This window comes from Mediterranea sp. ET5, assembly GCF_023337025.1.
Lineage (GTDB): Bacteria > Bacteroidota > Bacteroidia > Bacteroidales > Bacteroidaceae > Phocaeicola_A.
The window spans coordinates 37,110-49,431 of sequence record NZ_JAMBLN010000017.1; the positions used below are offsets into that span (position 1 = coordinate 37,110).

Below are 12,322 nucleotides of genomic sequence, written 5' to 3' on the forward strand. Positions count from 1 at the left end.
ATTCATTTTTTACGGATGATGGTCAGCCCGTCCCGCAATGGAAGAATCACCTTCTCCACCCGGTTGTCGGCAGCGATCAGGTCATTGAACGCCTGTATACCGATGGTCTGACGGTCTGACGGTTGTGCCTGTTCCAGCACATGCCCGTCCCACAGGGTATTGTCAGCCAGGATATACCCACCGGAAGGAAGCCGTGGCAACAACATCTCGTAGTAGTCGATGTAGTTGCGTTTGTTACCGTCCATGAACGCCATGTCACAATGCAGGTCCAGGCGTGGCACCAGCTCCAGCGCATCGCCTATATGGAACCTGATCCTGTCGGCATACGGTGAACCTTCCAGCCACGGACGGGTGAAATCCTCCTGCTCATCGTTGATTTCGAACGTATGCACCATCCCGCCTTCCTCCAGCCCTTCGGCCAGACAAAGTGCGGAATAGCCGCTGTACGTCCCTATCTCGATAATCTGTCGCGGACGTATCATGCGCACGAACATCTTGAGCATGCGTCCCTGCAAATGCCCGGAAGCCATACGCGGGCGGAGCAGCTTCACGTGCGTGTCCCGGTAGAGTGCACGCAGGTAGTCACCTTCGTCGTCAATGTGGTCCAGGATATAGCGTTCAATGGATTCATCCATAAGTCTCAGGATTTACTTTACAGATATCTGTTCCGGTTCGGAAGGATGTATTCGTCGTCCTCGGCATACTTCAGCACGTCACCCACCTGGTTGATTTCCAGGTAAGAGGTATGAGTGCCCTGCTTGCCACCGCTGAGGTAAGCCACCATTTCATTTTCACGGATGACACCATCCTGCAACAGCTTGTGCAACGCGGCAAAATAGTATGCCTGTCCGTTGGGCTGTTCCGGCATGTAGATGGCCTCCACTCCATAGGACAATGCCAGGTGACGCATGGTCTTCTCATTGTAGCAGATGGCAAGCACCGGATTCTTACCACGGAAGGCAGCCAGGTTACGTGCCGTATATCCACTGAAACTATCGGTGATGATGGCACCGATGTTCATTTTCTCCGTAGCCTTGACAGCCTGCTTGGCGAGGAACTCGGTCACATCGCAGTTATCTTCAAGCGGAATGGGGATATCGTTTTCCGAGAGTTTGTCTATTTCAGCCTGTGCGGCAATCTTCGCCATGGTCTTCACCGCCTCCACCGGATATTTGCCATAGGCAGTCTCTCCACTCAGCATCAGGGCATCCGTACGATAATAGATGGCATTGGCAATGTCCGTCACTTCAGCACGGGTCGGACGCGGATTCTTGATCATCGTATGAAGCATCTGGGTAGCGACGATGACCGGCTTACGTGCCATGACACACTTCCGGATCAATACACGCTGGATACCCGGTATGCGTTCTTGCGGAACCTCGATACCCAGGTCGCCACGTGCCACCATGATACCGTCAGCCACCTCGATGATTTCGTCGATGTTGTCCACACCTTCCTGATTCTCGATTTTGGCAATGATTTTGATGCGGCTGTTGTGCTCGTGCAGAATCTTGCGGATATCGAGCACATCCTGCTTGTTGCGCACAAAAGAGTGGGCAATGAAGTCTATATCTTTCTCGATGGCATAGAGGATGTTGTTGCGGTCCTTCTCCGTGAGCGAAGGCAGGTTGATGCGGACACCGGGAACATTGACACTCTTGTGGTTGCCCAAGGTTGCCTCATTCTTCACCTCGCAAGTCAGCTCATTGGCAGCTTCGTCCTTTGCAATCACCGAAAGTTCCAGGTCACCATCGTCAATCAGGATGGTCTCTCCGACATTCAAGTCATGCACGAAGTTAGTATAGGACACGGAGATACATTCACGGTTCGTCTCCTTACCCGGATTACCGGTCACTTTTACCCGGTCACCCGTTGTAAAGGCAATGGGTTCTCCCCCGGCAAGGTCGGTCGTACGCACTTCCGGGCCTTTGGTATCCATCAATATGGCGATTCGGTTCGAAACCTTCCGCACATTGGCGATCAGCTTTTCGAATCCTTCGCGGCTGGCATGTGCCGTATTCATACGGACGACATTCATGCCGGCGTTAAACAAGTCTCTGATAAAATCTTCCTCGCAGCGCAAATCGGAAATTGACGCTACGATTTTGGTCTTTTTTAGCATCATAGGTTTTTCGTATATCTCGTTTTTATAGATTCATTTTGTCGGGCAGGCATCCAGCAACGCCTCAATGGCAAGCCGGTAGGAATTGAGCCCGAAGCCACAGATGACTCCGAGGCAAGCACAGGATATCATCGACTTGTGGCGGAACTCTTCCCGACGGTGTACATTAGATATATGTACCTCCACCACCGGTGCCGTAATGGCGCGAATGGCGTCCTGCAATGCAATCGATGTATGGGTATAAGCGCCGGCATTGAGCACAATACCGTCATAATCGAAACCCGTTTCATGAAGTTTGTTGATGAGTTCCCCTTCCACATTCGATTGGTAATAGTCCAACTCGATGTCGGGGTAGCGTTGGCGTAGTTGTTCCAAATAAGTATCAAACGAAACCGCGCCGTAGATGGAAGGCTCGCGTTTGCCCAATAAATTTATGTTAGGGCCGTTGATAATTTGTATTTTCATTGCCTGTCTACTTTGGAGTTTTGTTCTATTTTTGCAGAAGAAAATTTGGGTACAAAGTTAGGAAAAAGAAATGGAATGCAAGGAAAAAATCGATAAGAAGGAGCAAAACAACCTCCTCATTAGGAAATATAAACAGTATCTGCAACTTGAAAAATCATTGTCGGCAAACACCATAGAAGCCTATCTGACCGACTTGGACAAGCTCCTGTCCTATCTGACTTTAGAAGATATCCATGTGTTCGACGTCACCCTCGAAGACCTCCATCATTTTGCTGCCGGACTGAAAGACATCGGCATCCATCCACGTTCACAGGCACGCATCCTCTCAGGCATCCGCTCCTTCTACCGTTTCCTCGTTCTGGAAGACTACATAGACGATGACCCGACCACCCTGCTCGAATCTCCTCAACTGGGCATGCACCTGCCCGACGTGCTGACGGTGGAAGAGATTGATCGCATCCAGGGCGCCATCGACTTGTCAAAGACGGAAGGCCAGCGCGACCGTGCCCTCATCGAGACACTCTACAGCTGCGGGCTCCGGGTCTCGGAAGTCTGCTCTCTCCGCCTTTCAGACCTCTATTTTGACGAAGGCTTTCTGCGCGTGGAAGGAAAGGGGAGCAAGCAGCGTCTGGTTCCCATTTCCCAACGAGCCATCAATGAGCTGCAACTCTACCTGGAACAACGTTCGGCAATGGACAATATCAAGCCCGGACACGAAGACGTTGTCTTCCTGAGTTTCCGCCGTGGCACAAAGCTTTCACGCATCACGGTGTTTCACTTCATCAAACTGCTGGTGGAAGAGGCAGGCATACACAAGACGGTCAGCCCCCATACCTTCCGCCATTCTTTCGCCACCCATCTGCTGGAAGGTGGAGCCAACTTGCGTGCCATCCAAATGATGCTGGGACACGAATCCATAGGCACTACGGAAATCTACACGCACATCGACCGCAGCATGCTTCGCGAAGCAATCCTTGAGCATCACCCCCGTAACCTCCGAAAGAACAACGATGAAAACGAACACCCCTGACGCACTTTCTTCCAAGAAAATCCCCGGACAAACGACAGAACCTCCGCCATCACCGGAGACTTCGGGAACAGACAGACCGGAGATTGTAAAAAAGGCGAACAAAATCAGGGCCTTCAAAACAAATGGGAGCTATTGCCGTCAGTAAAAATCAGGCGAAAAGACTCCTTTGAGACCTCCAAATACCGGACTTCAGTTTTCTCCAAAGTACCCTAAAAGTGACGACATCAAGCCGCTTTGAACATAAACTAAAGGAAAAAAGACGCATTTTAAGATTCCTTATACCACAAAATAAAGATTGAAGTAAAAAAATTAAGTCTCTTTTGTTCTATCGAACACGGATTTTATATCTTTGCACTACTTTATGTAAGACTATTATCTAAATAACTAAGTTTAACGTGTTATGATTAAAAAACTCTATTTGCCATTTCTAATGGTATTGGTTTTTGCGCTCTCTTCATGTAGCGGCAAAATGGGTGAATTGTCATCTGACTATTTCACGACGACTCCTCAAGTACTAGAGGCTGTCGGAGGTAAAGTGGATGTGACCATCAATGGTAAATTCCCCGAAAAGTATTTTAAGAAAAAAGCTGTCGTAACAGTAACTCCGGTACTCCGCTGGGATGGTGGTGAAGCCAAAGGACAACCTGCCACCTTCCAAGGTGAGAAAGTAAAAGGCAACGACCAGACCATTTACTACAAAGCCGGTGGAAACTACACCATGCAGACTTCTTTCGACTATGTGCCTGAAATGGCTAAATCGGAACTCTATCTGGAGTTTGATGCCAAAGTAGGCAAAAAGACCGTGACCATCCCGGCAGTGAAAATCGCTGACGGTGTGATTGCAACTTCCGAACTGGTGAAGAACACTTTGGCAAACGCCAACACGACCAACGGTGAAGACGCTTTCCAACGTGTCATCAAACAAGCCAAGAATGCCAACATCATGTTCTTGATCCAACAGGCCAACCTGCGTGCCAGCGAGTTGAAGTCCGACTCTCTGAAAGCTTTCAACGAAATGCTGAAGAACGTCAAGGAAGACCAAAAGGGCAAATTGATGGAAAACATCGAAATCTCTGCTTATGCTTCACCTGATGGTGGTCTGGAACTGAACGACAAACTGGCTGCTCAACGTCAGAAGAACACCGAGAACTACCTCAACAAACAGTTGAAGAAAGAAAAGATTGAAACCAACGTTGACGCCAAATACACCGCACAAGACTGGGAAGGCTTCCAGGAATTGGTTTCCAAATCAAACATCCAGGATAAGGACCTTATCTTGCGCGTGCTCTCCATGTATCAAGACCCCGAACAACGCGAGGCTGAAATCAAGAACATCTCTTCTGTATTCAAGAACCTGGCTGATGAGATCCTCCCGCAACTGCGTCGTGCACGCCTGACCTTGAACTACCAATTGATTGGCCGTTCAGATGATGAAATTCTGGCTGCGTTCAAGAGCGAACCGCAAGTACTCAGCGTAGAGGAACTTCTCTATGCTGCCACATTGGTAGACAGCGCTGCTGAAAAAGAAGCTATCTACAAGACTACAACCGACCGTTTCCCTGCAGACTACCGTGCTTACAACAACTTGGGTGAGCTGGCTTACCAGGCAGGTAAGTTTGATGAAGCTGAAAACTACTTCAAGACCGCTCTCCAAAAGAACGCTTCTGCAGCTGAAGCCAACGCCAACCTCGGCTTGATCTCCTTGATCAAAGGTGACAAGGCTGCCGCTGAGACTTATCTTGGCAAGGCTGCCGGTGCTGCCGGTCTCGACGAAGCTTTCGGTAACTACTACATTGCTGCCGGTCAATATGACAGAGCCGTAACTTCATTCGGCGACGTGAAGACCAACAGTGCTGCATTGGCTCAAATCCTGACAAAGGATTACAACCGTGCCAAGTCTACACTTGAAGGTGTGAAGAACCCCGACGCCTACACAGCTTACCTGTCGGCTATCCTCGGTGCACGCACCAACAATGCAGCCATGGTAATCAGCAACCTGAAGACTGCCGTTTCAAAAGATGCATCTTTGGCAAAGAAGGCTGCAACTGACCTTGAGTTTGCTAAATATGTAACCAACTCTGAGTTCCAAAGCATCGTGAAATAAGTCATTGTTTGACATTCGATAAAGAAAAGCGTTGTGCCCGTTGCGGTACAGCGCTTTTTTTGTTATGTTTGCGAACCGGGCAAGGTGACTTTTTATCTGTTCCGTGCTTCCGGTAAAAGAAACATCATGACATCCTTACGCAAAATATTCGCTTCTGTCTGCCGCTTGCGCCAAAGCCTGGGTTTTGGCGTTCATTCACCTTATATATATGCATTGCTGACCGACGTGTTCCGTGAACGGCTCCCCTATTATGCATACGAAGCCATCGGCCAACTGCCCGGTGAGTCTCCATACTCCTCCGGTTCATTCAAAATCAACCGGCTGCTCTTCCGTCTGGTCAACCGTTTCCTTCCCGACAGCATCATCGAAACAGGAGACAGTGACGGGAGGAGCTTGAAAAGCATGTCCCTGGCACGGAAGGATGCTGTTTGCAGGAATATACCCGACGGTCGTGGGTTCTCAACCGAGGAGCTGAAACAGACTTTGGGGAACAGCCGGCAACTGGACTTTCTGTTCATTTCCAGCACCAACGCTTTCAGGGAAGCATTTGAGGCAGCTTTACCACTCACCGGAGAACATTCGGTCTTCATCATTCTATCCATCCATGCAGATAAAGACCGACGGATGTGGTGGAAAGCGGTAGAGCATGACGAACGTACCGGGTTCACAGTAGACCTCTACGACATCGGATTGGTGTTTTTTGACCGCAATCATCCACGCCGCAACTACCGGATAACCTATTGCTGAAGGCATTTGCGTTCACTATATGAGAGTTGAAAATCAATAAACTGACAGAATTTGGACGTCTGGCACAACTTCTGTCAAAAAACAAAAGAAATATGAAGAAAAGCATGGTGTATACGAAGACCGGCGACAAAGGAACGACCAGTCTCGTGGGAGGAATCAGGGTGTCAAAGACGCATCCGCGTCTGGAAGCTTATGGCACAGTCGACGAACTCAATTCAAACATCGGTCTACTGGTGACCTACGTGACCGATGAAGCCGACCGCAAATTCCTGCTGTCGGTTCAACACAAACTCTTTGCCGTAGGTTCTTACCTGGCGACCGATCAGGAACAGAAGGAGGTGCATCCCCAGTGTGTGGTGCGTGAAGCCGACGTAGAAAAGATGGAACACGCCATCGATGCAGCGGAAGACGGATTGCCTGCCTTACAAGCTTTCATCCTTCCCGGAGGTTCACAAGGGGCAGCCGTCGCGCATGTCTGCCGCACGGTATGCCGTCGTGCAGAACGCCGCATCCTGGCCCTGATAGAGTCCGGAGTTGAAGTAGACCCGTTATTGACGGCCTACATCAACCGCCTGTCAGATTACTTATTTGTCTTCTCCCGCAAATTGAACAATTTAACAGGAGGACATGAAATTATTTGGCAAAAATCTTGTGAGTGATAATATTTATTATATTTTTGCGCCGCATTACGAACTCTATTAAAAAAGATAGCTATGTATTGGACACTAGAATTGGCATCTAAATTGGAAGATGCTCCTTGGCCGGCGACAAAAGATGAGTTGATTGATTATGCGATGCGTTCGGGAGCACCTCTTGAGGTAATTGAAAATTTGCAGGAAATGGAAGACGAAGGCGAAATATATGAAAGCATTGAAGATATTTGGCCCGACTATCCAAGCAAAGAAGACTTTTTCTTCAACGAGGACGAGTACTAAGCTCCTTCCAATAGATTAAACAAGGAAATTCCAGCGAGATAAACAAAGTTCATTTGTTTGTCTCGCTGTGTTTTATGGCTCTTCAAAACCTAAAGATACAAAAAGCCAACTAATTCGCAATGCTTTAAGGCTGAATTAGTTGGCTTTTTCGCTATTCTTTTCAGAATGTTCCTATTTCAAATTTCCCACCTTGATGAGGTATTCGGCAATCTGTACGGCATTCAGGGCAGCCCCCTTCTTAATCTGGTCGCCCACAATCCAGAAGGTGAGTCCGTTCTCGTCGGTCAGGTCCTTGCGGATACGTCCCACGTAAACAGGGTCTTTACCGGCAAGGAAGAGCGGCATGGGATAAACCTTCTTCTCGGGTTCGTCCATCAGCACGAGGCCTTCCCCTTCGGCAAATGCCTTGCGAGCTTCCTCAACGGAAATCGGACGTTCAGTCTCCACCCAGATGCTCTCGGAGTGAGAACGGAGGGCAGGCACACGCACACAAGTGGCACTGGTCTTCACGTCGGAGTGCATGATCTTGCGTGTCTCGTTGAACATCTTCATCTCCTCCTTCGTATATCCATTGTCCATGAAGACATCAATCTGCGGGATGACGTTGTAGGCAAGCTGATAGGCAAACTTCTCCACCGTGACAGGTTCACCGGCAAGAATTTGGCGATACTGCTCGTGCAACTCCGCCATGGCAGCGGCACCTGCACCGCTGGCAGCCTGATAGGTCGCCACATGCACGCGTTTGATGTGTGAAAGTTTCTCGATGGCCTTCAGGGCTACCACCATCTGGATGGTCGTACAGTTGGGGTTGGCGATGATGCCGCGCGGACGTACCAGCGCATCTTCCGCATTCACCTCGGGCACAACCAGAGGCACATCCTCATCCATACGGAAGGCACTCGAATTGTCAATCATCACCGCACCATACTTCGTGATGGTCTCAGCATATTCCTTCGACGTGCCGGCTCCGGCTGAGGTGAAAGCGATATCCACTCCCTTGAAGTCATCGTTATGTTGAAGAAGTTTTACTTCATACTCTTTACCGCGGAAGGCATATTTCGTGCCTGCACTGCGGGAAGAACCGAACAATACCAATTCATCGATTGGAAAATTTCTCTCTTCGAGTACGCGGAGGAACTCTTGACCTACGGCTCCACTCGCGCCAACAATAGCTACTTTCATCGTTCTTGAATCTGTCTTAGTTAGTGAATAAAGTTAATAATGGGTCCGGTTTGATGACCTGTCTGCTTGTCAACTCGTCAACCGGAAGCGTAATTTCGGATAAATATCTCTTTTATCGGGTGCAAAAGTATAACATTTTGGCAGATACGGCGGTATAAATTGGATTCTTTTTATTTATTTTGCGCAAGAATTCACGGACAGATTAGCTATGTTGACTCTCTTGAACGCCGGATATTTCCCCATCACTGACCCCACGTGGATCTTCTTCCTTGTGCTGGTCATCATCCTGCTGGCTCCCATCATTCTGGAGCGCCTGCATGTGCCTCACATCATCGGCATGATTCTGGCAGGTGCCCTCATCGGCGAACATGGTTTCCACATCCTGGAACGCGACAGCAGTTTTGAACTGTTCGGCGAAGTCGGGCTGTTCTACATCATGTTCCTTGCCGGTCTGGAGATGAACATGGAGGACTTCAAGAGCATCCGTGTGAAGGCGACCGTCCTGGGAGTGCTCGCCTTTCTCTTTCCACTGTGCATCGGCGTCTGGGCCAACCTGACGCTGCTGGAATACGGGCTGATGTCCGGCATCCTGCTCGCCTGTCTTTACGCCAGCCATACGCTGGTCACCTACCCCATCGCCATCCGGTACGGACTCTCCAAACAACGCGCCGTGGGTATTGCTGTGGGCGGTACGGCAATCACCGACACCCTGACGCTGCTCGTGCTCGCCATCACCGCCGGTTCGTTCCGGGAGAACACGCCCAACCTGTTCTGGGTATGGCTGATACTGAAATTCATCGTGGCCGCCATTGTCATCACCTTCCTCTTCCCCCGTGTGGCAAGGTGGTTCTTCCGACGCTACAGCGACCCCGTCCTGCAATACATCTTCGTCCTTTCCATGGTATTCCTGGGAGCCGGAGTCATGGCCTTCATTGGCATGGAGGGCATCCTGGGCGCCTTCCTGGTGGGCTTGTTGCTGAACCGCCTCATCCCCCACGTCTCGCCGCTGATGAACCATCTGGAGTTCGTAGGTAACGCCCTGTTCATCCCTTACTTCCTCATCGGCATCGGCATGCTCATCAACGTCACCTCCCTCTTCAATCACCTGTATGCACTGAAGGTAGCAGGCATCATGGTCGCCGTGTCCCTGGTGGGAAAATGGCTGGCGGCATGGGCCACACAGAAGATATTCCGCATGCGCAAGGTGGAGCGCCGGCTCATGTACGGCCTCAGCAATGCACGTGCCGCAGCGACACTGGCTGCCGTCACGGTAGGCTACAACATTATCCTGCCCGACGGGAGCCGCCTCCTCAACGAGGATGTGTTCAACGGTGCCATTCTGCTCATCATCGTCAGCTGCACGGTGAGTGCGTTCATCACCGAGAATGCGGCCCGTTGTCTGGTTACCGAAGAACATGAGGGGCAAGTGACGGACGAGAAAGAGAAGCGCGACGAGCGTATCCTGATCTCCATCTACAACCCGGAGACCATCCAGGGACTGATGGACATCGCACTCATGATACGGAATCCCAAGCAGAACAAAGGGCTGGTTGCCCTGAGCGTGGTCAACGACAGCACGGCATCCGAAGCGAAGGAACTCAAGGCACGAAAAGACCTGGAACAGACATCCCGGATTGCCTCAGCGGCCGGTACGGACATACAGACCGTGCTGCGCTACGACATCAACGTGGCACAGGGCATCATCCATGCAGCCAAGGAGCATGCCATCACCGACCTCGTCATCGGGTTGCACCGCAAGACAAACATCATGGACTCTTTCTTCGGTAACCTCACGGAGAGTCTGCTGAAGGGCACCCACCGCGAAGTGATGATCATGAAGCTACTCATGCCTGCCAATACACTCCGCCGCATCGTCGTGGCCGTGCCCATGCAGGCAGAATACGAAGTGGGCTTCCCGAAATGGGTGGGACAGGTCTGCCGTCTGAGCAAAACACTGGGCTGCCGTGTCCACTTCTTCGCCACCCCTCAGACCCTGGGGTTCCTCCGCCACCTGGTGGAACAACAGAATGCCAACGCCGAATATACGGAGCTGGATGACTGGGAAGACCTGCTGCTACTCACCGGGCAGGTGAACTACGACCACCTGTTCGTCGTGGTGTCCGCCCGCAAAGGCTCCATCTCCTACCAACCGTCGTTCGAAAAGCTGCCCCTGCAAATCTCACGCTACTTTGCGAACAACAGCCTGATGGTCATCTACCCCGACCAGCTGGGCGACCCGCAGGACCTCGTCAGCTTCTCCGAACCGCACCAGACGGTGGACTCGAAAGCGTACGAGACGGTGAGCAAGTATCTCTACAAATGGTTTAAATCCGAATCGTAACAATGGAACTGACACATACCCCTTCCTGGCTGGAACGCACAGCTCTGCTGCTGGGCGAAGAACGCCTGACACACTTGCGCCGCTCCCACGTGCTCATCGTCGGGACGGGCGGAGTGGGCGCCTATGCGGCAGAAATGCTCTGCCGTGCCGGCGTGGGACACCTGACGCTAGTGGATGCCGACACCGTACAACCGTCGAACATCAACCGCCAGCTGCCTGCCCTGCACTCCACGCTGGGAAAACCGAAAGTCGCCATCCTGGCGGAACGCTTCCGCGACATCAACCCGGAGCTGGAACTGACCGTCCGTGCCGAATACCTGAAGGACGGGAGCATCCCCGAACTGCTCGACAGTGCCCGCTTCGACTTCATCGTCGACGCCATCGACACCATCAGCCCAAAGTGCCACCTCATCAGTGAGGCATGGCAACGGCGCATCCCCATCGTGTCGAGCATGGGTGCTGGAGCCAAACGTGACCTGACGAAGGTGCGCTTTGCCGACCTGTGGGAGACGTACCACTGCGGACTGAGCAAGGCGGTGCGCAAACGCCTCCAGAAGATGGGACCGAAACGGAAGCTGCCCGTGGTGTTCAGCACCGAACAGGCAGACCCGCACGCCGTGCTCCTCATCGACAACGAACGAAACAAGAAATCGACTGCCGGAACGGTGAGCTACATGCCTGCCGTCTTCGGCTGTTACCTGGCACAATACGTAATCGAACATCTATGATAGAACTCCGAGGAATCACCAAGAGCTTCGGCTCGCTCCAGGTGTTGAAGGGCATCGACCTCGACATCGGACGCAACGAGATTGTGAGTATCGTGGGACCGAGCGGGGCGGGAAAGACCACCCTGCTGCAAATCATGGGCACACTCGACAAACCCGACGAAGGCACGGTCGCCATTGACGGCATCGACGTGGGACGACTGAAGGAGAAGGAACTGGCACGCTTCCGCAACCTGCACATCGGCTTCGTCTTCCAATTCCACCAGCTGCTGCCTGAATTCACGGCGATGGAGAACATACTCATCCCTGCCTACATCGCCGGGAAGGGACAGAAAGAGGCGGAGACCCGTGCCCGCGAACTACTCCGCTTCATGGGGCTGGAGGAGCGTGCGTCGCACAAGCCCAACGAGCTCTCGGGTGGAGAAAAACAGCGGGTAGCCGTGGCACGCGCCCTGGTCAATCATCCGGACGTGGTGCTTGCCGACGAGCCTTCGGGCAGCCTCGACACGCAGAACAAGGCGGAGCTGCACCAGCTCTTTTTCCACCTGCGCGACACCTTCGGACAGACATTTGTCATCGTGACGCACGACGAGACGCTGTCCTCCCTCACCGACCGCACCATCCACCTGCAGGACGGACGGGTCGTCGGATGAGCGTCGCACCCGACAAGA

12 protein-coding genes are annotated in these 12,322 nt (G+C 51.8%); 8 read left to right on the forward strand and 4 right to left on the reverse strand.

The annotated features are described in order from the left end of the window. Positions 1–2: 2 nt before the first annotated feature. The 3 genes from M3087_RS10710 to aroQ are packed head-to-tail and all read right to left on the reverse strand — an operon-like array spanning position 3 to position 2,587. Entirely contained in the window at positions 3–635 is a 633-nt protein-coding gene (locus tag M3087_RS10710) for an O-methyltransferase (RefSeq protein WP_249095653.1), read from the reverse strand. A gap of 17 nt (positions 636–652) precedes the next feature. Next, positions 653–2,125: a pyruvate kinase gene (gene pyk, locus M3087_RS10715; protein ID WP_106484323.1), complete on the reverse strand. Its 1,473-nt coding sequence runs from the start codon at positions 2,123–2,125 to the stop codon at positions 653–655. Positions 2,126–2,155: 30 nt separating this feature from the next. Beyond that, positions 2,156–2,587: a type II 3-dehydroquinate dehydratase gene (gene aroQ / locus M3087_RS10720; RefSeq protein ID WP_249095655.1), complete on the reverse strand. Its 432-nt coding sequence runs from the start codon at positions 2,585–2,587 to the stop codon at positions 2,156–2,158. Between the two features lie 70 nt (positions 2,588–2,657). On the opposite strand from aroQ, the gene xerD reads away from it, so the two are divergent. The 5 genes from xerD (at position 2,658) to M3087_RS10745 (ending at position 7,403) form a co-directional block, all read left to right on the forward strand. Beyond that, positions 2,658–3,617, forward strand: coding sequence for a site-specific tyrosine recombinase XerD (xerD, locus tag M3087_RS10725; protein WP_249095657.1), 960 nt, complete (start codon positions 2,658–2,660; stop codon positions 3,615–3,617). 400 nt (positions 3,618–4,017) lie between these two features. Beyond that, positions 4,018–5,721, forward strand: coding sequence for a tetratricopeptide repeat protein (locus M3087_RS10730; RefSeq protein WP_022385657.1), 1,704 nt, complete (start codon positions 4,018–4,020; stop codon positions 5,719–5,721). A gap of 126 nt (positions 5,722–5,847) precedes the next feature. Then, a complete protein-coding gene (locus tag M3087_RS10735) occupies positions 5,848–6,468 on the forward strand; it encodes a hypothetical protein (protein WP_249095660.1) in 621 nt (206 codons plus the stop codon). Positions 6,469–6,560: 92 nt separating this feature from the next. Continuing rightward, positions 6,561–7,127, forward strand: coding sequence for a cob(I)yrinic acid a,c-diamide adenosyltransferase (locus M3087_RS10740; protein ID WP_106484320.1), 567 nt, complete (start codon positions 6,561–6,563; stop codon positions 7,125–7,127). 54 nt (positions 7,128–7,181) lie between these two features. Continuing rightward, positions 7,182–7,403, forward strand: coding sequence for a DUF2795 domain-containing protein (locus tag M3087_RS10745; RefSeq protein ID WP_022385660.1), 222 nt, complete (start codon positions 7,182–7,184; stop codon positions 7,401–7,403). 171 nt (positions 7,404–7,574) lie between these two features. Here M3087_RS10745 and M3087_RS10750 read toward each other — a convergent pair whose 3' ends face one another. Next, a complete protein-coding gene (locus tag M3087_RS10750) occupies positions 7,575–8,585 on the reverse strand; it encodes an aspartate-semialdehyde dehydrogenase (protein ID WP_022385678.1) in 1,011 nt (336 codons plus the stop codon). 208 nt (positions 8,586–8,793) lie between these two features. Between M3087_RS10750 and M3087_RS10755 the strand changes: the two genes are divergently transcribed. Genes M3087_RS10755 through M3087_RS10765 form a run of 3 tightly spaced genes read left to right on the forward strand, consistent with a single transcriptional unit; the run spans position 8,794 to position 12,304 of the window. Then, positions 8,794–10,926 carry a cation:proton antiporter gene (locus M3087_RS10755; RefSeq protein ID WP_022385680.1) on the forward strand — a complete coding sequence of 711 codons (2,133 nt, stop codon included), beginning with the start codon at positions 8,794–8,796 and terminating at the stop codon, positions 10,924–10,926. Between the two features lie 2 nt (positions 10,927–10,928). After that, entirely contained in the window at positions 10,929–11,654 is a 726-nt protein-coding gene (locus M3087_RS10760) for a ThiF family adenylyltransferase (RefSeq protein WP_249095662.1), read from the forward strand. Next, positions 11,651–12,304 carry an ABC transporter ATP-binding protein gene (locus tag M3087_RS10765; RefSeq protein ID WP_022385682.1) on the forward strand — a complete coding sequence of 218 codons (654 nt, stop codon included), beginning with the start codon at positions 11,651–11,653 and terminating at the stop codon, positions 12,302–12,304. The genes M3087_RS10760 and M3087_RS10765 overlap by 4 nt, the downstream gene beginning before the upstream one ends. Positions 12,305–12,322 lie beyond the last annotated feature (18 nt).

Coding starts and splice junctions, on each gene's coding strand:
- M3087_RS10730 (WP_022385657.1), top strand. CDS start 4,018: ATGATTAAAAAACTCTATTTGCCATTTCTAATGGTATTGGTTTTTGCG.
- M3087_RS10755 (WP_022385680.1), top strand. CDS start 8,794: ATGTTGACTCTCTTGAACGCCGGATATTTCCCCATCACTGACCCCACG.
- M3087_RS10735 (WP_249095660.1), top strand. CDS start 5,848: ATGACATCCTTACGCAAAATATTCGCTTCTGTCTGCCGCTTGCGCCAA.
- M3087_RS10750 (WP_022385678.1), bottom strand. CDS start 8,585: ATGAAAGTAGCTATTGTTGGCGCGAGTGGAGCCGTAGGTCAAGAGTTC.
- M3087_RS10740 (WP_106484320.1), top strand. CDS start 6,561: ATGAAGAAAAGCATGGTGTATACGAAGACCGGCGACAAAGGAACGACC.
- M3087_RS10765 (WP_022385682.1), top strand. CDS start 11,651: ATGATAGAACTCCGAGGAATCACCAAGAGCTTCGGCTCGCTCCAGGTG.
- aroQ (WP_249095655.1), bottom strand. CDS start 2,587: ATGAAAATACAAATTATCAACGGCCCTAACATAAATTTATTGGGCAAA.
- xerD (WP_249095657.1), top strand. CDS start 2,658: ATGGAATGCAAGGAAAAAATCGATAAGAAGGAGCAAAACAACCTCCTC.
- M3087_RS10745 (WP_022385660.1), top strand. CDS start 7,182: ATGTATTGGACACTAGAATTGGCATCTAAATTGGAAGATGCTCCTTGG.
- M3087_RS10760 (WP_249095662.1), top strand. CDS start 10,929: ATGGAACTGACACATACCCCTTCCTGGCTGGAACGCACAGCTCTGCTG.
- M3087_RS10710 (WP_249095653.1), bottom strand. CDS start 635: ATGGATGAATCCATTGAACGCTATATCCTGGACCACATTGACGACGAA.
- pyk (WP_106484323.1), bottom strand. CDS start 2,125: ATGATGCTAAAAAAGACCAAAATCGTAGCGTCAATTTCCGATTTGCGC.